20 protein-coding genes are annotated in these 25,320 nt (G+C 44.9%); 8 read left to right on the top strand and 12 right to left on the bottom strand.

Translation table 11 applies throughout. From position 1 onward, the window contains the following. The first annotated feature begins 143 nt into the window (after nt 1-143). The 4 genes from NL646_RS06035 to NL646_RS06020 all read left to right on the top strand — a co-directional run bounded on the left by NL646_RS06035 (nt 144) and on the right by NL646_RS06020 (nt 4,389). Nucleotides 144-1,334 (top strand): iron-containing alcohol dehydrogenase, encoded by a 1,191-nt coding sequence (locus NL646_RS06035; protein ID WP_140204723.1) that lies wholly within the window; start codon nt 144-146, stop codon nt 1,332-1,334. A gap of 175 nt (nt 1,335-1,509) precedes the next feature. Continuing rightward, nucleotides 1,510-2,715, top strand: a complete 1,206-nt coding sequence (locus NL646_RS06030; RefSeq protein WP_229608021.1) for an aromatic amino acid transport family protein — start codon at nt 1,510-1,512, stop codon at nt 2,713-2,715. 240 nt (nt 2,716-2,955) lie between these two features. Further along, the gene (locus tag NL646_RS06025; RefSeq protein WP_025502820.1) at nt 2,956-4,080 is read left to right on the top strand and encodes an HD-GYP domain-containing protein; all 1,125 of its coding nucleotides are present in this window, start codon (nt 2,956-2,958) and stop codon (nt 4,078-4,080) included. A gap of 90 nt (nt 4,081-4,170) precedes the next feature. Beyond that, entirely contained in the window at nt 4,171-4,389 is a 219-nt protein-coding gene (locus NL646_RS06020) for a hypothetical protein (protein WP_005455055.1), read from the top strand. Nucleotides 4,390-4,539: 150 nt separating this feature from the next. On the opposite strand, the gene NL646_RS06015 is transcribed toward NL646_RS06020, so the two are convergent. From NL646_RS06015 to NL646_RS05990, 6 genes are all read right to left on the bottom strand, one after another. Then, nucleotides 4,540-5,088 (bottom strand): hypothetical protein, encoded by a 549-nt coding sequence (locus tag NL646_RS06015; protein WP_015296689.1) that lies wholly within the window; start codon nt 5,086-5,088, stop codon nt 4,540-4,542. A gap of 229 nt (nt 5,089-5,317) precedes the next feature. Next, nucleotides 5,318-7,096, bottom strand: coding sequence for an ABC transporter transmembrane domain-containing protein (locus tag NL646_RS06010; RefSeq protein ID WP_253663980.1), 1,779 nt, complete (start codon nt 7,094-7,096; stop codon nt 5,318-5,320). Between the two features lie 3 nt (nt 7,097-7,099). Continuing rightward, complete coding sequence (locus NL646_RS06005) at nt 7,100-8,839, bottom strand: ABC transporter transmembrane domain-containing protein (RefSeq protein WP_253663979.1); 1,740 nt, start codon at nt 8,837-8,839, stop codon at nt 7,100-7,102. Between the two features lie 273 nt (nt 8,840-9,112). Continuing rightward, entirely contained in the window at nt 9,113-9,604 is a 492-nt protein-coding gene (locus NL646_RS06000) for a prepilin-type N-terminal cleavage/methylation domain-containing protein (protein ID WP_005454955.1), read from the bottom strand. A gap of 236 nt (nt 9,605-9,840) precedes the next feature. Beyond that, a complete protein-coding gene (locus NL646_RS05995) occupies nt 9,841-11,184 on the bottom strand; it encodes a sodium/glutamate symporter (RefSeq protein ID WP_253663978.1) in 1,344 nt (447 codons plus the stop codon). A gap of 500 nt (nt 11,185-11,684) precedes the next feature. Further along, a complete protein-coding gene (locus NL646_RS05990; RefSeq protein WP_025502828.1) occupies nt 11,685-12,371 on the bottom strand; it encodes a DNA-3-methyladenine glycosylase I in 687 nt (228 codons plus the stop codon). 86 nt (nt 12,372-12,457) lie between these two features. On the opposite strand from NL646_RS05990, the gene NL646_RS05985 reads away from it, so the two are divergent. Then, nucleotides 12,458-12,652: a hypothetical protein gene (locus tag NL646_RS05985; RefSeq protein WP_005455030.1), complete on the top strand. Its 195-nt coding sequence runs from the start codon at nt 12,458-12,460 to the stop codon at nt 12,650-12,652. Between the two features lie 98 nt (nt 12,653-12,750). Here NL646_RS05985 and NL646_RS05980 read toward each other — a convergent pair whose 3' ends face one another. From NL646_RS05980 to NL646_RS05970, 3 genes are all read right to left on the bottom strand, one after another. Beyond that, entirely contained in the window at nt 12,751-15,558 is a 2,808-nt protein-coding gene (locus NL646_RS05980; protein WP_253663977.1) for an Hsp70 family protein, read from the bottom strand. A 61-nt stretch (nt 15,559-15,619) separates the two neighbouring features. Continuing rightward, nucleotides 15,620-17,572, bottom strand: coding sequence for an Hsp70 family protein (locus tag NL646_RS05975; protein WP_253663976.1), 1,953 nt, complete (start codon nt 17,570-17,572; stop codon nt 15,620-15,622). Next, complete coding sequence (locus tag NL646_RS05970; protein WP_005454971.1) at nt 17,572-18,204, bottom strand: DUF2760 domain-containing protein; 633 nt, start codon at nt 18,202-18,204, stop codon at nt 17,572-17,574. Before NL646_RS05970 ends, NL646_RS05975 begins: the two co-directional genes overlap by 1 nt. A 289-nt stretch (nt 18,205-18,493) precedes the next feature. Between NL646_RS05970 and NL646_RS05965 the strand changes: the two genes are divergently transcribed. Continuing rightward, the gene (locus NL646_RS05965; RefSeq protein ID WP_021486717.1) at nt 18,494-20,035 is read left to right on the top strand and encodes a sensor domain-containing diguanylate cyclase; all 1,542 of its coding nucleotides are present in this window, start codon (nt 18,494-18,496) and stop codon (nt 20,033-20,035) included. 82 nt (nt 20,036-20,117) lie between these two features. Beyond that, nucleotides 20,118-20,648 carry a 3'-5' exonuclease gene (locus NL646_RS05960; RefSeq protein ID WP_005454828.1) on the top strand — a complete coding sequence of 177 codons (531 nt, stop codon included), beginning with the start codon at nt 20,118-20,120 and terminating at the stop codon, nt 20,646-20,648. 185 nt (nt 20,649-20,833) lie between these two features. Here NL646_RS05960 and NL646_RS05955 read toward each other — a convergent pair whose 3' ends face one another. The 3 genes from NL646_RS05955 to NL646_RS05945 all read right to left on the bottom strand — a co-directional run bounded on the left by NL646_RS05955 (nt 20,834) and on the right by NL646_RS05945 (nt 23,672). Beyond that, nucleotides 20,834-21,274: a TerB family tellurite resistance protein gene (locus NL646_RS05955; RefSeq protein ID WP_005454910.1), complete on the bottom strand. Its 441-nt coding sequence runs from the start codon at nt 21,272-21,274 to the stop codon at nt 20,834-20,836. Nucleotides 21,275-21,362: 88 nt separating this feature from the next. After that, nucleotides 21,363-23,312 (bottom strand): alkaline phosphatase D family protein, encoded by a 1,950-nt coding sequence (locus NL646_RS05950; protein ID WP_253663975.1) that lies wholly within the window; start codon nt 23,310-23,312, stop codon nt 21,363-21,365. 9 nt (nt 23,313-23,321) lie between these two features. Then, nucleotides 23,322-23,672 carry a hypothetical protein gene (locus NL646_RS05945; protein ID WP_015296697.1) on the bottom strand — a complete coding sequence of 117 codons (351 nt, stop codon included), beginning with the start codon at nt 23,670-23,672 and terminating at the stop codon, nt 23,322-23,324. A 280-nt stretch (nt 23,673-23,952) separates the two neighbouring features. Between NL646_RS05945 and NL646_RS05940 the strand changes: the two genes are divergently transcribed. Beyond that, on the top strand, nt 23,953-25,233 hold the full coding sequence (locus tag NL646_RS05940; protein ID WP_253664106.1) for a MipA/OmpV family protein: 1,281 nt from the start codon (nt 23,953-23,955) through the stop codon (nt 25,231-25,233). Nucleotides 25,234-25,320 lie beyond the last annotated feature (87 nt).

The following is a 25,320-nucleotide window of genomic DNA, read 5'->3' as shown; positions in this document are numbered from 1 at the left end:
AAACATCCCCATTTTGTTTCTTAATTAGCTCAATGAGTTAATTAAGAAAAGGTAAACGACTCGATTGCGAATTTGTGAAGCTGCAAAGAAGAGTTGCCTGAAAAAACTACTAGACTAAATGCTCCAACTCAAAAGGAATTTGTATGTTGAAACATTGTTTGTATCGCAGTTACACCAAAGGGCTAAAAATCGCAGCGCATGTGCTGCCACTTCCACGGCCGACGCTGTTTTCTGGTTCGGGAGCCGTATCTGAGTTGTTGGAGGCGATATCTGATCTAGGTTTTCGACGTTTGTTGCTAGTGACCGATGAGGGATTAGTTCGAATAGGTATGGTAGGTAAAGTCTTGGAGCAAACGCAGGGGTTGGGTTTACAGGTGGGCGTGTTTTCTGAAGTAAAACCAGACCCAACTTACGATCAAGTGGAAGATGGATTACGTGCTTACAACGCCTCTCAGTCGGAAGCCATTTTGGCGTTAGGTGGCGGATCTGCCATTGACTGTGCAAAAGTGATTGCTGCAAGAGTAAGTAACAAACGCTCAATCAAAAAGCTCTCAGGACTTTTCAAAGTATGGCGAACCCCAGCGCCTCTGTTTGTTATTCCAACCACTTCTGGCACTGGTTCTGAAGTGACGATCGCGGCAGTGGTTTCAGACCCAAATACGCATTTAAAAACGCCCTTGATGGACCCGAAACTGGTGCCGATTATGGCCGCGCTCGATCCTGACTTGCTTATCGGTTTGCCAGCCAAAATCACTGCTGACACAGGGATTGATGCGTTAACTCATGCGGTAGAAGCCTACATTTCGCGCAATTCGACACCAGAAACTCAAGCGTATTCAGTCGCTGCAATCAAATTGATATTTCGTTATTTACCCAAAGCAGTGGCTCAGGGGGGAGATATTGAAGCTCGATACAAAATGGCCATGGCGTCTTACTACGCAGGGTTAGCTTTTACCAAGGCAAGTCTAGGGTACGTGCATGCTTTTGCGCACAACTTAGGGGCAAGGTATGGTTTGCCACATGGCATGGCAAATGGATTAGCGTTGCTACCCGTCTTAAAGTTCTCTTTGCCTGAAATTGAAGATGAGCTAAGAACGCTTGCCGAGAAGACCAATATCAATACGAAAGACAAACCAAGTGCTGAGCATTTCTTGGAACAGATTGAATCCTTGTACGATGCTATTGGTATCGAAAAATGCACAACAGCCATAAAACAAGATGATATCGAAGACTTGGTTGACCTGATTCTGAAAGAGGCACATTGGAATTACCCCGTTCCCAAGTTTATGAATTCTGAAGAATGTGCTCGCTTATTGATAGAAATAAGCGCTTAGATTGTTTTGTGTAAACATAATTTTACGGACGTGGTTTTTTATCCTTACACTTTGCTTGATCTTCTCTCAAAGATCCTACAATATCGTGTTTATTACAAATATGGTGTCAGTTTTGGTGCGCCGTTGCCCGATCTGATGCTGATAATTCCCAATAAGATGTAAAGATAAATATACAATGAGTCGTTCTAAAGTGTTTGGTAGTACCCTAATTATTGCTGGTACTACAATTGGGGCTGGTATGCTAGCTCTTCCTCTTGCCTCTGCTGGCATTGGTTTTACTACATCACTGGTCATCATGTTGAGTTTGTGGGCGTTAATGGCCTTTACTGCGCTACTGATGCTTGAACTTCACCAATATGCTGAAAGTAGTGCGACACTTCATACCTTGGCGAAACAAATCCTTGGTCAAAAGGGTAAGTGGGTTGCCAGTTTTGCGATGCTATTTTTGTTCTATTCATTGTGTGCGGCATACATCGCTGGTGGCGGTGCCCAATTTGGTGATCGCTTATCTCAGTGGTTTGAGTTAGACATTTCTGGCCCGACAGCGACAGTGATTTTCACTCTGATCGTTACTTTAGTGGTGACTATTGGTACAGGAACAGTTGATAAAGTAAACCGCGTGTTGTTTGCGTTAAAGCTAGTCGCAATGGTTGCGGTACTGTCATTTTTAGCGCCAAACGTTACCGAGTCATACTTGCTAAGCATGCCTATCGAACAGGGACTTATTTTTGCGGCGATTCCAGTGATTTTCACATCGTTTGGTTTCCACGGCAGTATTCCTGCAATCGTAAACTACCTAGATGGCGATACGTCGTCTTTGCGCAAAGCGGTTATTGTTGGTTCGACGATTCCTTTAGTTATCTACATTTTCTGGCAAATCGTTACCTTAGGCGTAGTAAGCCAGGATGCACTTATTGAAAATGGTGGCTTGAGTGCACTTATTGGTCAATTATCTCAAACTGTTCACAAATCCAACTTGAGCAGCATTGTAGGTGTATTTGCCGACCTTGCACTTCTCACCTCGTTTTTAGGTGTGAGCTTAGGTTTGTTCGAATTTTTAGGTGATACGATCAAAGGCAAAAGTGAGAAACCAAATCGCTTGTTAGCTGCAGTGATTACGTTTACTCCACCACTTGGTTTTGCGCTTTTTTACCCACAAGGCTTCATTATGGCGCTGGGTTACGCGGCGATTGCATTGGCTATTCTTGCGATTTTCCTTCCTCTTGTCATGGTGATCAAGGTTCGTCGTTCCGATAATTTCTCTGGTGAATACCGTGTCGCTGGTGGGCAAGGAGCGCTGGTCGTCACTGGTATAGCGGGTACGGGCATCGTTTTAGCGCAAGTGCTAATCACTTTAGGTGTATTACCTGCTCTAGGTTAGTTCCACAGTTTAAATTGAACGCGAAAAGCCAATAGGGAAACCTGTTGGCTTTTTTAATCTGGATCAAATTACCGTAAGATATTCGGTGAAAAAATTGGCGGAAATCTGTTTTTATTTCGTACACTTAGGTTGTGGTATATCAATTATTTAAGTGGGGAAAAGCCGCTCTAAGATCATCAAAATTTCTGACAGAAAGGAGCTTTTTCTTCTGGTTTCTCTACTTGGGTGTGGAGGTGAAGTATGGCGCACCGGAGTTTTTACCCGTTTGCTAAACCGCTTAATGAGCAACTGCAAACGTTGAAGAATAGAATGCAGGCACATTTGCCGTGTATCGATAGGGTGTCGTTTGCGAAATATCACCCTCATCAAGACATGCTCAAATCTTTCGCCGAAAGTGAATTTGATACTTGGTGCTTGGCCCATCATGAGGCGCCGTTTAGAAAGCTCCACAACCTTACTATCTCCGCTGAAAATGCAATACCACGTATTGTCGATGATCTTCACGACATCAATCATTGTTCCCGCATACAAACCCTGCTTAAAGAAGGCTATCAGTCATCAGTCGCGATTCCTTGCTATGACAACAAAGCCTTTACTGGGTTTGTCTTTTTAAATTCTGTCCAGCCCCAAGCTTTTAAGCTTGAAGCATTGAATGGACTTAAGCCTTATTTTGAGATGGTTCAATTTGCTGTTGAGTCTGAGGATCATGTCGTCCATGCCATCGAAACGCTTGCCGATCGAATGCAGGGTATGATGCCGAGTTATTCGCCAGAATATTATGCCCATACTAAACGGATGAAATATTACAGCCAGTTAATCGCCACACAACTCGCGGATCATCATCATTTCAATGACGAAACGGTTGAGCATATTGGTACGTTTGCGCAATTTCATGCACTGAGCGATATTCAACTGCCGATAGAGATAGCCTGTAGTAGAACACGTTACACGAGAGAGCAGGAGGCGATTCTTCTTCAACATATCGAGCAGTGTATCGAATCTGCAGACGATATAGTGGCGCGTATTGGTAATCCAGTTCACCCAAGCGTGACGCTGTTTTTGCAGATGATTACGTACCAATACGAAAACCTCAATGGTTCTGGTTATCCGTACGGTTTGAAGAAAGAGGCGATCCCAATTGCAGCGCAAATCGTTGCCGTGGCTAACACATTCGATGTGCTTACGACTCACCACCCATATCGCCAAGCTTGGTCGATACCTTACGCCTTGCTGGAATTGGAGAAATGGGTGTATCAAGGATTGTTGTCCAGAGAATGTGTCAACGCGCTGCGTGAGCATCAAAATTATCTAAAACAAATCATCCATAAATATCCTGAGCACTACACAGGCTTAGGGCTGATGTAATTCCCGTAAACGAAGGAGCACGAATATTGACTAGGAGGGAATTATAAACAATACTGTTTTTATATACAGTATTTAGTTTGGAGGTGAAGTATGTTGTGGGAAACCCTTGAGAGAGTAAACCGCTTACGCCAACAAGCACTTGCGAACCCTGAGTTTGTGCAGTCAGCGAAAGAGCATGAAGAAGCACTTCAGGAGCAAGAATATCACTATCATGCAAAGAAAAAGCGTTCAGCCAAAGACAAACAAGGTAAGAAGTCGCTGGCCGATATCTATAAAGAAGTAGAATTTGGCGCTGACGCTCGTCATTAAATTAACCGCTATGGCGTAATTTCAATCCTTCAACGCCATAGGTCAAAAACGAGAACTCAAGTATCTCGAGTTTACTTGAGTTGAATATCAGTCTTGCATTTTTATTGTATTAACGTGTAGATAAACACCCCTAAATTTAGGGGTGTTTAATTAGATGTCTGCTTTGCGTACAAAGTGAGGATTTTTGTATTTTTTCTCTGGACCAAAAGTGGATATAACCAATTTGTTCCACAGCGTTTTATCGAACTCGCCTTTTGGAATGGAAGGGTAGAGTGTTTCTTCTTCTTCCCTTGCAAAATTCATGTACTGCTTTTTCTTGATTTGGTTGTATTTTTTCGCAATCTGATTGTGTTTTTGAACCCACTCCAATTTGTATTTTCGAAGTGCCTTTTCACCATCTTCTGCATTCATACGCGACATAAACAGCCGCTTATACGATACCTTTCTATCTAACATGGTACGCATGACTGTTTGGATGTACTTACCGTGGTGCGTAATGGTGATGTCGTTTTCGTCAATAGGAGTAACACACCAGCCTTTAGGTAGAAAGTCTGGTTTTTTAAACTGTTTATTACGCTCCATTAGCGCCTGATGTAAAACCAAATCAGAGGTGCCGCGGAACGTTTTTTGCCATTTACCGATACGAATTTGAATCGAACCAGGCAAGCGATAGATGTTAGTAAACTTATCTTTGTCCATGGACTTGTGTCATGAGATTAATATGCAATATGAGAAATAGGTAATCAGCTCACCGAGTCATCGGCAAGAAGTTGAGCTGAAGTTCGCTACGATTTTACAACGACCTTGCGTTATATAGCGAGGGGTTATGTCAATAATAGGTAAGAAATAAAAAATTAGTTTAAATTGTGAATGGATTTAACTAAATGGCGCCACCTGCATTGCGATTTGCAGGTGGCTTGTACAGTGCTTAAACAGCTTCTTCTAGTTGTTTAGCATCTTCTTGCTCAATCTGTTGAAGGTGTCTATTCGCTTGTTGTAACTGGTACATTTGAGCGTAGCGACCATTTTGTTGCAATAAGGCTTTATGCGCGCCTTGTTCGACCAAGTCACCATGGTGTAGAACCACAATTTGGTCTGCATCCAATATGGTGGACAGTCGGTGAGCAATGACCACTAACGTCATGTTTTGGCGCAAAACTTTTAAGCTTTTTTGAATGAGAGCCTCAGTTCCTGAATCGATGTTCGCCGTTGCCTCATCCAAAATTAAGATTTTTGGTTTCGCCACTAACACTCGGGCTAACGCAAGTAATTGCTTTTGACCTGCCGAAAGGTTGGTTTCACCTTGGCCGAGTTGAGTGTCTAAGCCGTTTGGATAGCGGCGAATTTGCTCCGATAAACCTACCTTATCTAACGCATCCCATATCTGCTCATCGCTCACTGCTCGGCTAAGAGAAATGTTCTCACGTACAGAGGCTGGGAGAATGTGCGGATCTTGTTGAACCATTGCTACGTCTTTGCGAAGTACGTCTTTACCCAATGTATTAAGTGGCCGCCCATCAATCAATAACTCGCCCACATTGGTTGGATAAAAGCCCATGAGCAAAGATGCTAACGTGCTCTTGCCGCTGCCAGTATGGCCGACCAGCGCGATAAAATCTTGATGAGCCGCTTTCAAGGATATGTCTTTTAATACATCTTGCTTACCATCATAACTGAACGTCAGCTTACTTAGCTCAATCGAGCCCGTTTTAAGCGGTTTATGATCGTCACCGTAAGTTTGTGGCCTCGCATCAATCAACTCAAAAACACGTTCACTCGATACCAACGCTTGTTGTAAAAGTGCAAGTTGTTGAGTCATTTCAATCAGAGGTTCGGTCACACGCGCCAAATAACTGATGAACGCATAAAGTACACCGACACCAATCAACTCGACACCATTAAAGCCAAAGATGGCAACTAAGCAGAGTAGGGCAAGTCCAGCCAACAGATCCATGAGAGGCCGCAGCAGATACCCGTTTAAGCGAATGACTTTTTTGGACGCGACCAAATGCTCAGCAGTGAGTTCGTTAAATTGTTTGTTAAAGCGCTCTTCTTGTTGCATCAGCTGAATCACGCTCATCCCTTGGATTGATTCGCTTAAGTTGGCGTTAATGTCCGTGAGCAAGTCACGCATTCTGCGATAACTCTCGGTGCTGAGTTGTTTAAACAGATACATAAAGCCAATTACGATCGGTAACAGGACGAGAACAACCAGCGTCAACTTCCAACTCATGAAGAACATGACACCCAACATCACCACGATCATCACAACGTTCTTAACCACGGTCGCGATTAACAACTCGTAAAACTGCTGAAGTGATTCTGTATCATTCGTGATTCGAGAAACAAGCTTACCAGCAGGCGTGTAGTCAAACGTAGAAAGTGGCTGTTTAATCACTCCCGAAAACACTTGCTTGCGAATGGTTTTGATCGTGTTCGTTGCCACCATGCTAAATTGCAACGATTGAAGATATTGGAACGTTGCTGAAATGACTTGAAGTGACACGTAGCCCAACGCTAAAGCAATCAATACGTTACGAGAGTAGTCGCCTTTGGCAATGTGTTCATCAATAAAATACTGGATCAACCAAGGGCCACTCGCACTCGCTAACGCCGCGATAAACAGCAAAGCTAAGCCTTTTATCATTGGCTTCGGCTGAGACAATGGATAAGACAACAACCGCTTAAATGTACTGGTTTGTTTCATTGATTACTCCTCCATTGCTTGTTCGAGTTTTTGGTACTGGAACATTTCTGCGTACCAGCCTTGGTGTTCGAGTAGAGAATGATGTTTTCCTCGCTCGGTGACATGGCCATGATTAAGAACGATGATTTCATCAGCCGCTTCCAATGCGGTTAATCGGTGTGCGATAACGATCAACGCTTGATCACGGTAGTGTGTTTCAAGGTTCTTGAGAATCTGATGTTCGGTTCGACCATCTACGGCGGATAGGGCATCATCTAAAACTAACACTTGAGCGTTGAGAAGCATGGCGCGTGCAATCGCAATACGCTGCTTCTGACCGCCAGAAAGAGTAATGCCTTTTTCGCCAACTTCGGTTTGGTATCCGTCAGGGAATTTCTCTATATCGTCGTGGATACACGCCAATTTCGCTGCTTGATAAACTTGCTCCTTTGTTGCTTGAGGATTGCCAAGAGCGATGTTGTCAAAGATCGATTTTGAGAACAGAAATGGACTCTGATTCACAACCGCAAAGCGATTACGCCATTGAGGTAAGATAGCGTCTTTGATTTTGACATCGCCAAACTGAATGGTGCCATTTTCTAAATCATGTTGACGCAATAGCAGGGAGAGTAACGTCGATTTGCCACTGCCTACTGGGCCAGCAATTCCGAGCATTTTCCCTGGCTCTAACGTTACGTCCACAGCGGCAAGAGCTGGTGGGAGTTCTTTACTCCAATGGAACGCGTCAATCTTGATGTGCAGCGGTAATGGTTTTTCATCTAAAGGCTGTGTGCCACCGATGATCTCTGGTTGTTCATCGAAGATTTCTTGTAGCCGATTCCATGCGGCAGAACCGCGCTCTAAGATGTTAAACAAGAATGCGAACGCTAGCATTGGCCAAATCATCAAACCCAAGTACATGGTGAAGGCTGTCAAATCACCAAGAGTGATTTCGCCTTTGTCGACCAGATACGCGCCTGCCGCCACACTAAGAAGAAACGAAAGACCAATCGTCAACTGAATCGCAGGGTCAAAGCGCGCATCTACTCTTGCTACCGCGATGTTTTTAGCACCGGTATCGTCAACGACATCTTCAAATCGTTGTTGCTCTTGGTTTTCTAAACCAAAAGCACGCAGCATTCGCACACCATTTAGGGATTCTTGCGTCATATCGGACATCGAAGAGAATGCTTCCTGCGCGACACGAAAACGTTGGTGAAGAATGCGGACGATAAAGAAAATAATTACCGCGAGAAATGGCATTGGCAACAGGGCCATAACGGTCAGTTTCCAACTGACTTGCGTGACCATGATGATCAACACTGCTATGCCTGTGATAACAGAGTCGGCTGCTGTTAATACCCCTTCGCCAGCTGTCATAACGATGTTTCTTACGTCGTTCGTGCCGCGCGCCATCAAATCGCCAGTTTTGTATCGTTCAAAAAAGCGGGGAGGTTGAGTCGAAAGGTGGCGGTAAAGGCGGTTGCGTAAAATGGTTCCAAGTTCCCAACTCGCACCAAATAGCCATATACGCCAGAGGATTCTGCACCCGTAGATGGTGAAAAGTAGAACAATAAGGCCTAACAACCACATGATTAACGTGTTTGTTTCTAATGTGTTATCAACAACGCCATCGACAATCACTCCGACTGCCTTGGGTGGAACCAGCTGAAGGGCAGAGATTACTGCAAATAAAAGAATGGAACCCACATAATGTTTCCATTTTTGTCGGAAATACCAACGCAGCTGCCAGAAAATTCTCATTACGCCTCCTGCTTTAAATTATTGAATTTGTTATGGAACTATTATTGAGCGAAATGATGAGTTTACAAGCACAATTTTTGAGCGAAGAAGAAAACAACAGATTGTGTCGATTTTGAATATATGCACTCAGGAATTACTTGCTTTCTCGCTGCAAGAAAACCATGCAACAAAATTATGTGAAATCTATGTTAAGTTGAGGTTTTGGCGCGTAAGTGAGCGCTAAAAGTAGAAAGCTTCAAAATGTACAATTTTGAAGCTTGTTTGGGAGGGTTTTTAGCAGTCTTCAGTTTGAATTCCATAGCGAAGTTGTCCGCCTGGTGTTTTAGGGTAGTACACTTCGACATAACACAGGTGATGGATGCTCACGGGTTTGTTGGCAAAGCCGATAAGGAAGTAGGGTTCAGTCTCTGAATCGGCGCCGTACCATTTGTTGATGGTGAGTTGTGGGTCAAAACCGGCAAGCTCTTTTGCTGGAATCACGTTTTTGATTAACCCAAAGTAACCAATAAGATCGTTTACTCCGTCGTTATCTAAGTCGATGTTTCGCGTGTCTTCTGAGTTGATGTTCTCTTGAGACTGAATAACGGCTTTAGTGTAAACAAGGTTGTTGGCTGTCATTAGCGCTTCTCTTGCGCCATACAAAACGGCAATTCGTGCGTCTTTTTGTATTCCGAGGAACTTGGGTAGGGCAACAACGCCAACAACACCAAGAATGATGATGCACATTATTAACTCGATAAGGGTAAATCCTCGTGAACCACGCACAACCAGCCTCCAGCTTTGTCATTTTATAGGCTGCTATTCTGGAATAAAAATGGGGTTATATCGGTATTAAAAAAGAATGAGAAGGTGTGACTGCAATTGCAAATCTCATATATAAAACAAGTTGCCTATTTATTCATTAGAGATTGAAGCGGTTTCTCAATTGGGATTTTAAAGAGAGGAGGAAAAAAGATGAATAAAGATGTGCTCGGGAGGAAAAATCTCCCGAGCCGGAGTACTTAAGACGCGTCCGTTACCGTTTGGCCACTGCGTTTAAATACAAATCTCCAGATGAACAGGACTACTGCGATATAAGCTAAGCCGACACCAAGTGCTTGCCACTCCATACCGTTATACATCGCGATAGGCATCAGAGAGATGATAAAGATATCCGTGATTGAACCAGGTACATAAGCAATGGCGTAGTCATCCAGAACTTTGCTACGCATTTTAGGGTCAACAATGCGCAATAGCGCGATGCCCATTGCAACTGTGCCTGTTAGCCAGCCCCAGGAGAATATGCCTTTTTCAAACCAATCATCGTCCATAATTCGAGGCGCAACCCAGAAGATCAGACACAACGTAAATGCGATGCCACCAATGGCGAGTACGATCATTGGCGCAAGGTACTGAGCAAGAACAGTAATTTTGATTGCTGAAATACCAAATATGATCAGGTAGTCGGTGCTGATACCAGCCGCGTGCTTAAATGCTCCATCACAAAGGTATCGTGACGCTTTGGTTTGTTTCGCGACAATTCGTACGAGCATTCCGCCCAAGAAGCCCGTTACAAATGTCGGAATTTGTACTTTGTCGTGGAACGACGATAAGTAGTTTGCTGCGACATAAGAGAAAGCCGTAACGACGACGACAAGGGCTGCGTGAATAGCAAATGAATCCACAGAGAGTGAAGACATTGTGTCTTTCATCACTGGTTCTTGTTCTGTTGGTCTTACAAGACCTTTTCGTTCATGTTCATCCATGCTGTCAAAAGTTGTAAAGCTTCGAATCCAACCCATTTTTAGAGCAAATTGAAGCATCAGCATGCCGATGGAAATTGAGATGAAGATACCGACTGTCGCAAAGGTCAAACCAAGCGTGAAGCCATCTTCCCAACCAAGACCCGTGAAAATATCTCCCACAACTGAGGCTGAACCATGACCACCCATGAAACCCGCAGACATTGTTACGCCAAAACCAGGATTGATTTCTGGCCAGAAAAATGTAGTTAAGAGCAGGCCAAACATTGCAGCAAATAACCACTGTGAGACAGAAGCAATTTGGTTAAATGCCCATAACGAGCCTGCACGTTGTGCGACAACTTTTGGGGATGGAACATCCGTTGCTAACCCTAACGCAGAAAAAAGTGCAGCGGTTAATAGGCTTGCGTTAGCGGTAAACGTGTCTGTCCACGGTAATAGATCGAGCATGGCAGGGCCAAACACGAGACCAAATAAACCTGCCAATACAGCAGATGGAATGTACATGCGTTGTAGCAATGGCGTATGCACGCGAATCACTTTCGCTACAATCAAAAGTAAGCCTGCGATGGCTAAGTCAGTCAGCATTAGACCTTTTGGCATTTTTTGTCCTCCAGTAAATGCATTCAAGGGGCATCATCCTTTTGACCAACCTTGATGAAATAAATAACTCCACGTAAGAAAGCGCGAATACGAAATCTTTCGAGTACGGAGCAATGGTCGTTTCAATCAGCGCTCAAGTGCGCTAAAAATCATGAAATGAATATAAATGTCGAGAATGTTCGTGAACTGTTGAGAAACTCGAGCAAGTTTCTCGATTTTATTTTTGATAGTTCACTCAGGAAGGGCGTGTATCCTAGTCAGTTTGAATAGGCAATGCAATTGAGCAGAATCAATAAAACATGCCTAATAAAACATCAACCATAGGTAGGTGTTTGATAAATAAAAATATTGTATGAAAAATTAATTTTATCGATACGACAATTATTTGTAATTCTCAAGATGGGAAGGTGGTTGAAGTTTAATGAAGCCAAGAGTGGAGCTAGAGATATGGCCAGAAAAAGCACACTGTGATAAGAGCCAATGTGCTTATCAACTTGTCGTTAGAGTCGATTATCACCGGTACTAAATGCAATGATTTGACTGATTTCGGTGAGGCTACGACCGCTCTCTTTTTGCCATTGCATAAACGCTTGGGTTGCTGCATCGTGAGATTTTTTGGTGTCTTTTCCGCCTTCGATGATTTTGCAATTGCGCAAGTATGCTTCCACATCGTTAGACAAAATAAACGTATCAGCACCCATTTGACGTAAAGTATATGGCCCTGTATTACCGCCCAAACGGTTGCCATGTTTTTTTAGATACGCCCAAAGCTCAGTGATTTTCTCCTGAGGCCAATCTGCAACCATTTTGCCAAATGACCCATGCTGGATTGATGCTTCGTGGATCATTCGAGCATTGGCAGGAATCGACATCACTTTCGTTAGGTGGCGAATAATGCGCTCATCGGTCGCTTTGGTTTCCCATTGTTCGTCAGATAGCATCAGCAATGGTTCAATCTTAAAGCCGAAAAAGACCTCTTCGAAGTTCGGCCATTTCTTACGAACTACGCTCCACGAGATGCCACTTTGAAATACCTTCATCGAAAATGCCGCTAACCAACGGTCGTTTGGAATGGCAGCTAACTCTTCTTTACTTAATGGATGCGACAGCAGTGCTTCGAGCTGATCTTCTCCACCTTTTCGTTCGGCGGCACGTTGATAGATGGCGTCAAATTTTTCGATACTCATAAAAGAAGTTAACCTTAGTGTATGTCGATATTTAGGAAACATACTACGCTTAAGTGGCTGAATCGTAAATTGATGGAGTGTCACAAATGAAGAAGGTCACATTAACGTTTGTCGGAGAAGGTTCGGAGCGTATTGCGGATAAATTCTATTCTTGGCTTGCTGATGGTGGATTAGAAGACAGCCTAATTGAGACTCTATCGGATAGAGAAGTGTCGGTGGTCGGTATTAGTGATATGGATAACGAAACGCGCGATGTGGTGATTACGACAGAAATGAATTAGCGCGTTGTGCGCGGTCAAAACCAAAAGAATGCGATAAAACAAAGCCCTTTGTCGGAAGGGCTTTGTACGTTTAACTCATCTTCGTTTATAGAGTGGATTTAATGATGAACCAGCGTTAAACCGCTTGGTAAAGCATCACCGAAGACACGTTTTGACTCGCTTTCTGAAAGCTCTTTCACTTCTTCAACCAGCGATACCCACGACTCAGGTACTTTGCTCTGTTTGAGTTTTGTTAGAACTTGTTCCCGGTAGTCGTCAGAAATATCGAATAATCGGTCACCTGTCTTACGACAAATCATTACGGCTGCGAAAGCGATCATTGGTTCTTTCAGCCAATTTTGTTCCAAAAGCTTAGGTAACCATTGCTCAGCTTGTTCACGAGGAATGACGTTGTGCTGGCTGCCATAAAGCGGTGTGCGAGAAGCCAAACGTCCCATCGCCCACCAGTGTGCTTGTTCAAACTGGTTTTGGTTGATGGCTTTGCTTAAGAACCACGTCGCCAGCAGGACTTTATCTTCAACTTCTAGATGCTCCAGAGAGGCTGAAAGACGCACCATGGATTCGTACCCCATCTCCTGAGCCGCTTTTGCTGACTGCGGATTTTTCATCGCGCCGGGATGCAGATATTTAGCGATGTCTGCCAAAATGCTTTCTTGTTGTTCTTGGCTTAGACCGCCCGCGATACGTCGCCAGAATACCCACCAGTCTGTCCAGCCTTGATGGTTTTTGAACTGAATATTTTGTTGATACAGTCCCCAAACTTGCTCAATACGCCAAGAGTCTGTTGGATCGCCAAAGCCCGGACGCAGTGCAAAGCCAGCCAAACGAAGCCAGTTTTTCTCATGTTGTTCAGAGCGACGACGACGCTTACGACCTTGCGCAAAAGTATCGAAAAGTTGACGGAGTGTGGTGAAATCCCACTCATCGCGTTTGCCGAGTTTCTTCTCAAGATCTTTTGCTAAGGTTTTGATTTCTTTGCCTTCAGCACTTTTCTTGTTGCCGCTGTATAGACGAGCAATCAGCTCCTTGCATTCGTTCAACCTTGGATGAAGCTGAATTTCTTCACCGTTATCGGCTTGTTTATTGCGAACTTCAAATTCCAGTTCCCAACGTTTGTTGTCGTCTTCGGCACTGACACACTCCATCTTAAGAGTGCCGACTTCGGTTAACTGACACGCCAGTTGCACTTCTACGCGCTCTTTCTGGTTGGCTTGTAGTTCTGCGCCTTCACCTTCAAGTGTGGTGATGTAAGGCGGTAGCGGAGCAAACAAGTCTGGGTCAACGTCAACCATCACACCGTTTTGAATCGCCGTGTTGTTGGTTAAGGTATCGTGTGTAGAAGTCAGCAGGTTAAAGCGGACTGGCTCACCTAGGGTAAGCGAGAAACGACGACCACTTAAGCGGATTTCATGGCCTTCTTCTGTTCCTTTAGCAAGTAAACAGAGGGCTTTACCCATTTTGTTTTTTTCTTGTAGATGCAAGAAGTAAGAGCGTGCAGCACCACCGCCAATTTTCAGTTGTGCGCCACGACGCGCTTTACCAAACGCAACAGCACCTAGTGCGACCGACCAATCTGGATGTGGGTTATCTAATACCGTAACTGGTGCGCCGCGCCAGTCAGAAAGTAGGGTAGTGACACGTTCAGTTACCAGATCACTGTTGAACACGCCACCGTTCAGCAATAAGCCAACTGGGATCGCGTTTTGTTTGTCGTCTTCAATGCCAAGAGCGGCACGAGACACTTGCTGATGCTGAGTTAAGAATTCGGCAACGTGCTTACTGACGGCTGGGTCAGCAACGTATGGAAGACCAAACTCGACAACCGCGCTGCGGCGTTTGTCTGGTACTTCACTGAAATCAGAAAGCGGGAAGAAGCCATCTAATGCGATTTGGTGCACTTCTTGTTTGCTTAGAGCAATACTCTTTGTGCCCCCAAGCAGCTTAGAACCACTGCCTAGCATGGTGATCTTTACTTCGTCAGGCGCGCTTGTTGAGAGCAGGTTTTCTTTGGCTTTACGAGTTTGTTGAATCAGCTTAGTCAGGCTTGCTGCAGTGAGTTTTTTGTTTTGACTGAAGCGACTTTCAGCAAGATGCGCTAACGCTAAGTCGAGGTTATCACCCCCTAGCATTAAGTGTTCACCAACGCCAATACGATCAAGTGCTAAGTCGTCATGAGTGAACTTAGCTTCGATAAGACTTAAGTCTGTTGTACCACCGCCCACATCGCAAACAAGGATTAGTGGCAGATCTTTTAATTCGTTAGCCGCGGTTTGCTGGTGGCGTGCGTACCAGTCGTAACACACCGCCTGTGGCTCTTCGAGCAAGACGATTTTTTTCAAGCCAGCAAGCTCGGCGGCTTCAAGTGTCAGTTTACGCGCGGTTTCATCAAATGATGCCGGAACGGTGACAACTACGTCTTGATCTTCGAGTTTGTTACTTGGATGACGGTAGTTCCATGCTTGACGAATGTGATTGAGGTAACTTGCACTGGCAATAACTGGCGAGACTTTATCCACGTCTTGCGCACCAGCCCAAGGAAGAATGTCTGAGTTACGATCAACCGCTTGATGTGAGAGCCAGCTTTTCGCGCTGGATACCTGACGGCCTTCTACTTTCGCGCCTAATTCGCGAGCCCATTCACCAACGATTACATTGTTAATGTCGCCGGCAACAGGTTCGTTGTCCCAAGGAAGAGTGAGGTCAGAAGGGGAGATTTGACCTACAGCTGGATGATAGCGGAAAGAGGGCAGAAGTGGTTTACGAACGACTTCGCCCGGACCAATCAGTTGGTCAATGTCAAATAGGGATACTTCGGATTGTTCAAGGTTGTCGGTTATTTCACAGTAGGCCACCACAGTGTTTGTGGTGCCAAGGTCAATACCAACAAGAAAACGAGGAGATGCCATACAAAACCAAACCTTCGTGTATTTAAAAACGGCACCCGATTGGATGCCGTTTGACTTCTAATTATTGTTCTTCGTTTGAGTCACTTTTCGCGTCTTCGCGCACATCGAACTCAACATGCCATTTTTGCCCGTTATCTGCGGCGATGGCTTCTAAGTAAAGCGTGCCAAGCTCTGTGACGCGAGAAGCTAGGGTTACTGGAACCACTTCACCTTCACGACGACCTTCAGATACAGGCAGCGTTACTTGGATTTCTGGTAGCTCTTCAAGCTCTTCTGGTGCCCAGTAGTCTAAGTGAGTACCTGCTAGGTCATCACGACGAACGGTTGAGCCGAAGAATTGGAAGTTAACTGGTTGACCGATGATCAAACCAAACTCTTGGCTTGGTACGTCAACGCTTGAACCTTCTTCCATACCAAATGGTGCGACACAAAGTGCTTCCATTGGAGGCGTCATGCCCGGAATCGCTGGCATCGCACTTTCGATACCCACGTAGTACGCCGAAGCAATACCACCACGGATACGCACACCTTGACCACGACGCACAGAGCCGTAGTAAGCCGCACCGCTAGCAACCGCAAGGTCTAAATCCACACCTGTTAGGCGTTTCGCCATTTCTGCATCTGCTTCAATTAGCCATTCATTGATCGTGTCTTCTAGACGAGTTGCTAGAAGTTTCGATTTCAGAACACCGCCGTTGAACAGGATTGCTGTTGGCTTGATAAAGTCAGCCGATTGCGCAGCATCCGCGCCAGGCATACCTGGCATGTTTGCAAATGGGTTGAAATCTTGAGCTTGAGCTGATTCACCACCGCTTTGCGCGTGTGCTTGCTTAGACAAGAATGCTGCAATGTGGCGAGTAATACCCGCATCTTGTGCGTAAGGCAGACCCATTTGTGTTAGTGCACCACGGTTGCGTTGAACAGGGTGGTCGGTAATCGCAACTTGAGGGAAGAAACCGTCAACTAATGTTTGTTGTACTTCTTCTTGAGTCAGTTCAGTTTTCAGCGTTGCACCAAGCAATTTAGAACCGCGGCTTGGTACAACGATTGGCACTGACTGAAGCTCGCTGTCGTTCAATAGCGCTTCTTTAGCATCACGACATGCGTGCGTCATCGCCTGAACTTGCCATGGCTGTAGCTCTTTGCCTTCTTGCGCGAGCTTCATCTTCAAGCGGTACGCAAGTGCAAGGTCCATGTTGTCACCGCCAAGTAGGATATGTTCACCTACCGCGATACGGTTCAGAGTTAGGTTGCCTTCGTCTTCTGTTACTTCAACTAAAGAAAGGTCGGTTGTACCACCACCGATATCGACCACAAGCACGATGTCGCCAACTTCAACTTCGTCGCGCCATTTGTCGTTGCTGTTATCAATCCAGTTGTAAAGCGCAGCTTGAGGCTCTTCTAGAAGCGTTAGGTGCACAAAACCAACGTTGCGCGCAGCTTCGGCTGTCAGGTCACGAGCCGCAGGGTCGAAAGATGCTGGAACCGTAATGGTAACGTCTTGATCGGCAAGTTTGTGGTTTGGATTCGCGTGATTCCAAGCGTCCTTTAGGTGCTCAAGGTATAACTCGGTTGCGCGAAGAGGGGATACTTTTTCCACTTCTTCTGGGCTACCTGCTGGTAGGAATGCGTCACGACGGTTTACACCAGCGTGGCAAAGCCAAGATTTTGCACTAGCAACTAAACGAATTGGTGTTTTTGAACCTAGGTTACGAGCAATCGCACCGACAAGTGCCTTTGGTTCGCTAGACCATGGTAGAACGCGTGATTGCGGGTTCATTTCGTGCTCATGCGGCTGGTATAGGAACGAGCCTAATTGGCTACGAGTTTCTACAGTACCCGGAGCTGTTAGCTGCGGGATAGGCATGACTTGTACACGAGCGTCTTCGTCTTGAGTATCAACGTAAGACATTACGCAGTGAGTGGTACCTAAGTCGATACCAACACTGAATTTAGGAGACTGTTGCTCTTGCACTGTCTCTTGAGAAAGGTTTTCTTGGTTCATGTGTTCCATTACAGCTCAACCTCAGCTGGAGCAATCACAGAAGCATCGTAGTTCTCAGCCAGTTTAGGCAGGTTCATAGACGTTGCCTTCCAACCTTTGTGAACTAGAGTGCCGTGGAACGGCGCGCTGCCTGTCACGTTACCAGTTAGGCGGATTTCTTGTGGGTTGAAGCCTTCTTCAACCGTAATACGAGTTTCTTCTTCTTCGTTACGAACGTGCGCAAGTGTCACGTAATCGTTCAATACTTTTTGACCGCCAGTGTGAATAACACGAGCCGCAGCGCCTACTTCTTCATCAGAGAACGAAGTTAGGTCTTCTTTCAAGAAGTCGATTAGACGCGCTTCTTGCTGCATGATAGAAAGCAGCTGCATTGCAGAATCAGTAGAAGCTGTTGCAAGTTTTGATTCAACTTCCACCACTTTTTCTACGACTTTCTCTACTTCTACAACCTTTTCCACTTCAACGATCTTCTCGACTGGCTTTTCAACCTCGACGATTTTCTCGACAGGTTTCTCTACCACTTTCTCAATCACTTTTGATTTGCGTGATACTGCGATCAGAAGAAGCAATACGCTCGAAGCCGCAAGGCCTGCGTGCAGCATATCGAACGTTTGAGGAATTAGGTTCAAATCAATGTTCATGACGTTTTTTCTCTTTCTATTGATTGCTCGGTGCTCAGTGTTGGCTCAATTTATTGAATAAAAGCGATCGTCTTTGCGATCTTGCACCAAGTTTAGACATTAAAATGATGACGGATGGTAGCATATTCAAGGCCTAAGGCTGTAATAATTCGTGAATATACCGTACGATCAGCGTGAAAAATCAACGATTGGACTAAGCTTGGTAGGTTGCTGCTTGATGTTTATTCGCTGGTAACGCAGTATTTCCCTAAATACCGAAGTTTAACTTACGGAAATATCAGTAGACGAGATGACCACAAGCACTGCTCAAAAGAGCTTTATAAAGAGACACTCTGATTCCATTTCTGCTTTTGTAGCGGCGCTCCTCGTCACTGCAGGCGTAGTTGGTGTGGCCTACCAAATTCAGCAACGATATACCCTCGCTACTTTTGCAACCCTTGCAGATCGACAAGCTGAATCTCTAAAAGCAAATGTTGAAAATGATTTGAAATTTATCGGAGCGGGGGCCAATTTTTATCATTCTATAGACAGTTCTTATTGGTCAGCATTTCCCGTTTATGCAGAGCAGGTTATCAATAGCTCGCACAGTTTGATTGGTTTGCAGTGGATGCAACGAGTAGAGCGAGAAGATTTAGACGCGCACATTGCTAAAATGCGTCAAACATACCCAGATTACCAAATCTTTACCGTTCCAAAAGATCAGCCCAAAACCTTTGGCTACATTCTAGAAAACAACACTCCTGTTTACGTTGCAACGGACATCTACCCAAGAACCCAAGCCAACTTATCTTTACTCGGTTTTTACTTCTCTCGAAAGCGTTTTGATTTGATCTTTGACGACATCTCGACGAACAAACGCGCAAATGTTTCCGATAAAGTTCGTCTGCTTCAAGACGGCTACGACAAATCCATCCCCAAATCGGGCTTGCTGGTATATCACCCGGTCTTTGACTTCGAGAATAAAAACCTGTTGGGCGTGGTTACAGGTGTGATTCGTAGCACTGTTTATTTCGAAGAACTGATCACCAAGACAGCGACGGAACTTGAGATGTCGGTCAGAGTGGAAGATTTAGGTTTTGATGCCTCTGACGACCCGTTTTTGTTTCAAAGTGAAAACTGGGATCGGATCAGCGGTAAAGTGATCAGCCGAACGATTCAGCTGCCTAATCGACAATGGCGAATTGATTTCAAACTTTCAGATGCCGTGTCTGCTTGGGAGCGCTCCATTTTAACGGGAACGACCATCGCAGGTCTTCTGATTGCGTTTTTGATCAGCTACATCGTTAACTTACAGTCACGAGAAAAAGAGCGTTTAGCCGAAATGCTTGATATTAAGACGGTTGAACTAAAACGCATGGCCGAGTTAGACCCTCTGACGCAATTGTTGAACCGTCGCGTGTTTAACGACAATTTGCTCAATCAAATTAATAGCGGTAAACCGTTCTCTTTGGTTGGTTTCGATATTGACCACTTTAAAGTGATTAATGATAAGCACGGCCATTTGGCGGGTGATGAAGCGTTACTTCATGTCACGAAATTGGTTAATGCCAACTTAAATGCGGGTGACCGATTCTATCGTGCAGGTGGAGATGAGTTTTGTATTCTTTCCACGGTGACGGACACAGAAGAGCTAGAAGCGTATCTTGAAAAATTACGCGGCATCGTGGCGAGCTCGTCATTTGACTATGAAGAGGCGTCTATAATTTGCACATTGAGTATTGGTGCGGTAGTTCATCACGACGAAGATCCGGAAAACTTGTACCACAAAATGGATGCTCAACTGTACTTAAGTAAGGAAAATGGCCGCAATACCGTGTCGATCGGTGATTAAATCAGCGCGCAAATTCGAGTTTTTCATAGTGTTGCGGTAGAATCGCACCCTTTCAAATTTACGCTAGGAACCAAGACAAGCTATGAACCATAACCGTATCGTCTGCTTCGATTTAGAAATGTGCTGCTGGAGCGAGAATGGCGTCGGCCGCACGGGAGAGATCATCGAAGTAGGGTTAGCTGAAATAGATTTGTCTAAAGGCGAGATCGTCAAGCGTGCTCAATACTACGTGAAGCCAGAACATGATGAAGTGTCACTGTTTTGTGCCGAGCTGACGGGCATCACGCCGCGTAAAATCGAAAAGCAAGGCAGACCATTGGCCGAAGTAATCAAATCTATGATTAAGAACTTTGGTGGTCGCAACAAGATTTATGCTTCTTGGGGACGTGACGATGTCATTCTTCTTGAAGAGTGTAAACAAAAAGGCATTGAAGCGCCGTTTACGGAATTCATCAATCTCGCGACGCTGTACCGTATTCAAAACCGTTTAAAAGACAAGCGGATTGGCCATCGAGCTGCGCAAGAAGCAAAAGGGATTGAGTGGGAAGGGCGTCAGCACTCGGGCTACGTGGATGCGCACAACCTAGCGAAGCTTGCGCTCACCATGCTGTAATTAGTTCGTCATCCAATCATTGTTGTTTTGTCATGGATGTAGCTTAGTGTAGAAGCTGTCAAACACATTCATACCTTGACCAGTATTTTAATAACAATGTCGTTGGCTGAAGAAAAAACGCGCGTAATGCGCGTTTTTTTATTGGTAGAAAATGAGCATTGAGCACAAGTTTTATTACCACAGCGTTACTGTGATTGCAGTTTTGCTCGGATAAAATCGCTGTGGTCAACGTACAAGAGTTCTGCGGTTTTGCGAATTACGGCATCCTCAAGTGGGTCGATTTGTCCATCGGCATAAGCGACTTCCCACATGCTCTTAATCAAGTTGTAGCGAGTCTCTTGTGTGAGTTCTCGAAGCTGGGAAGTAAAATCGTACAAAGAGGTAGCGTCTTGCGTTTTTTCTTTTGCCTGAGCAAGTAATTGCTCCGATTCTTGCTCGTTTAACTCGAGCAACTTCATTAGTAAAGAACGCTTTGTGCTTTCTTCTTTTTCATCAATTAGATGATCCGCACCAGACACTTCACACAGCAGACATGCGATCGCCATGTTTGGCGACAGTGCATTGGTTTTGCTCAAATCCGAGCCGTCGATAAGTTGTTTGAACAACGAAGTAAGAGAATTAAACATAGTAAGCACCAAGCTGTTTTCTTTTAAGATGGTAATAGATACGGAAAATCTCAAGGTGTCGTATCAAATTTAGCACCGCACTGACAGGTTATTTTCCTTTATCTTCTGCGCGAGTTGGAGGGAAGTTAATCTCCTCTCCGTTGCTAGTCAGAATGCCGATGTGACTCGGTTTTCCTTCATCGTCCAAGCGTAACTCTCCTATAGCACTGTGATTAACTAAGCGATAAAAATTGTGAGTGCTTGGCGCGCGTTTGTAGATCTTCAAGCGTTTACGTTTCGTAAACCAGTTGAGAGGTGAACGCGGACTGTAAAGCATTCTGTCTAGGCCATCGCAGATCGTGAGCAGTTGCGTAGGGAACTGGTTTTTAATTCCGCTACAGGTGATTTGATAAATATTCGGGCTGTTTTTTCGATAACGCAATTTGATGTCATAGGCGAACGAGTAGTGAACGTCACCAGACAAAATCACAAAGTTGGTTGGTGTTTTGGTATGCGTAAAAATACTGATGAGCGTATTGGCACTGCCCGGATGCGCCATCCAGTTTTCGGCATCGACCATCAACGGTTTGCCAAGCATTGTTACCACACGCTGCAAGGCTTCAATGAATTTCACACCAAACATGGGAGCGGCAGAAACAATAATCACTTTGTCTTGATGCACCAGCTCTTGGTGGAAGTCAATCATCGCTTCCCAATCCATCAAACCCGATGGTTTATTCATGCGAGATTCAGACCGCCAGCGGCGAGTTCGTGTGTCGAGTACCACGACCTTTGGTGAAGTAGGGATAGTGTAATGCCATTCTTCGAAGCGATAGAGATGTTGAATAAAGGCATCTTGAGCTTGCGAAGAGGGCGCGTCGAAAAAGTGGTTCGCGTGTCGCCAAAACGTCTCGTTAAACTTTTCTGGCGCGTTTCCCCAGCCTTGGCAAAGCCAGTACGCGATCAAACTGTTGCCGATAATGCGTTTTGAGAAAGCGTTGCTGTAAGCCGCTTGTTCCCAGCCGATGGTTAAGTTCCAATCGTCGGTTACGTCGTGATCATCAAAGATCATATAGGTAGGAATGTGCGCGAGCAGTCTTTGTACCTTCGCCAAACCTGCAACAAAGTTATCGATTTGGACTTTTTCCTCGCGCCATTGCTGCTGCCATTTTGGTTCGAGAGTTTTTCCACCAACCGTGAATGCATTTTCCAGCAAGCGGTCGCGTTGGATTAGATCCCAAAGGGTAGGTGACCAAACTAGCAGATACATTGCAAAGCATTCAGCGAAACTGACTAGGTGGTTTTCACACTCTTTCGCACTAAAAATGGGTGTGCCGCGATGAGGGAACAGCTTGGTTAACAAACTACCGTCATCGACATAATGTGGCAGAAGCTTATCGCGTCCATAGTAGCAATCTGGGTGTTTATACAGTGCTTTTGTATCTGCAATGGGCGCTTGCTCAAATTGCTCGTCTGGTAACCCTAGTAGCTTAACGACCTGCTCAATGGCGTCCAAAGTCGGCCCCGCTACGTGGTCTGCATAAATTTGGTCACCACTCATGAGCAGCATGTCTGGTCGCTCATCAACACGTAAGCTAGCGACCTTTTCGTCTGCAGTGACTAAAGTGTCTTTACTAAAATGGTGAGGATTTCGACAAGAGCCATGAAGAACGTAATCGGCTTTCTCGCTGATCACAAACTCCAATCCTTGATGTGAATGTTGGTCTTGTTCATAGCTCAGATGTGGTAACAGCTCAGTCAATAGACCATCTTGAGTTTGAATTTGGTAGCGAAGCGGTTGATGAGTTGGGTAATCACCTTTAATGGCGAGTAAGCTTGCCCATGCTCTCTGACCTATTTGGATCTGCTGAAGTTCATCAAGTGATTGTGATGTGTATGCGTTGTGAGTGCTTGCATCCATTATTTCAACCACGCCTTTAAGAGGCTTGGTCGTCACTAGCCAAATGTTGATTTCAGACGCGGTAACTTTGCGCAGGACAGGCCCGGCAATAACAATAGGAAGGGGAGTAGGTTCAGTATTGGTCAACGTTGTTGGCAAAGCGCTTCCTTATGTATCTGATTCTTCTTCTAATACTTCGATGACTTGAGAGCTGCTAAGTTCATGCCCCATTAAGAACAAACCTAACATCGCATCCGCTTTTGATGCGTTGTCACTGTCTTCATCCAGAATTTGTTGCAGGCGAGTGCGGATCAAATCTATTTCATGATCGACAAAACCACGGCCTTCTTCGTCACCTTGTCCATCTTCAGGTGCGTTATCGAAGTGCAAAAACAGGAGCTCACCATCGAGCTTGGTATCCACTAATCTTTCAGGTAGCCACTCTTCTCCCATCACGATGTCTGGGTTGGAGTTAGACGGCAAATTATTGAGGATAGAGATAAGTTCTGATGCTTTCACGTTTACTTCGTTATGTTTAAGTTCAAGCTAAACCCATAAGTGGCTGCTTTTAATGATTTTTGATGACGACATGCCTAGATTACTGGCATAGTTCGTTGTTAGGTTAACAACGCACTGAGATTATGTTCATGCCAACGTATCAAAGTGCATGACGCGAACTGTCACGCACATGACAACGTTAAGTATTGTAACGGCTAATATCGAAAGAACATAAGCTTAATTCACTGATTTTCTCCATCAACTTTGATTAAAACCCATGAAGAGATTGAAACAAGCCACCATGATGCTTCCGCTCGCTGCGGCTGTATCAACGGCTTATGCAACAGATGAGCAAACGTGGGGCATTGCCGCCATGTATCGCACGGCCTCGATTCCTTTTTACACTGCTAACGATGACTCTACGGTGAGCACCTTCGTGCCGATGATGTTTTTTGAAAATGAACATTTGTACATTAACGGACTCGAGGGCGGCGCTTTTCTGTTTAACGAAGAGGATTCTGACTGGCGAGTGAGCGCGATTACGCGCCTTCGTTTTGTCGACATTCCTAAATCCGTTCAAAACGCGTTTGAAGGTGATCGCGTCGATTTTGGTGGCCAACTGCGTTATGACTTCAATGAAAACTGGCGCGCTGAAGTGGAATTGATGACGGATGACGAGTTTCAGTTCCACTCAAACTACAGAATTGCAGCAAATTACGAGCTGGGTGATTGGGAGTTCGAACCATCTTTTACCATCCGTTATAAGGACTCTGATTTCAACAGCGAGTATTACGCTTTCAAAGATGTGACAGGGGAAAGAATCGGTGCTGGCGCAGATGCTAATCTTGGCATCAGAGCGCGTTATCACGTGATTTCTAACCTCTATTTGTTGGGCGAAACCAGCGTGACGCGCTTAGACAACGAAGCTTACAAGAGTGGAATTGTCGAAGATCGTTACCAAGGTGAAGTGTTTGTCGGTTTCGGCTTCTTTAACGACAAAGGCAAAGAGCGAAAATCTGACCTTCACAATCGTCCATATTTGCGAATTGCGCACGGTTGGGCGACGCCTTCCAATATGGGCGACATTTTCAAGTTCAACGCTGAAAAGGATGAATACGATAATCAGCTCACTTCGTTTTTCTACGGACATCCGTTGACTGATGAACTGTTTGGTTTGCCTCTTGATATCTATTTAACGCCTGGTTTGGTTCACCATTGGTCGTCGGATGTTCAGTCATCTAGTACCGAATATGTCATGGCGATTAAAGCGTATTACACCTTTAACTGGCCGACTCAATGGCGCTTTGGTGTTGCGGAAGGGATGTCTTACATCGACAACATCACCTATATTGAAGGTACAGAAATGGAAGAGAAGGGTTACACGCCAAGTAACTTGCTTAACTATCTGGACTTTTCATTGGATGTGAACGTCGGTGACCTATTTAACCAAAAAGATTGGGATAACATGTGGGTGGGGTATTCGTTACACCATCGCTCTGCGATCTTCGAAAACGCCTCTCAATTCGGCAGAATTAAAGGCGGAAGTAACTACAACACGATTTATTTCCAATACGAATTCTAAATACATTATTAAGCCCTGTAATCCTACAGGGCTTTTTATTATCCAATGATTGATAACAATTACTATTTTTATTCTTCTGTATTCTAT

It is taken from the genome of Vibrio sp. Y20_XG_PY13 (genome assembly GCF_024181925.1).
GTDB lineage: Bacteria > Pseudomonadota > Gammaproteobacteria > Enterobacterales > Vibrionaceae > Vibrio > Vibrio parahaemolyticus.
This window is presented reverse-complemented; position numbering and strand designations above follow the sequence as displayed.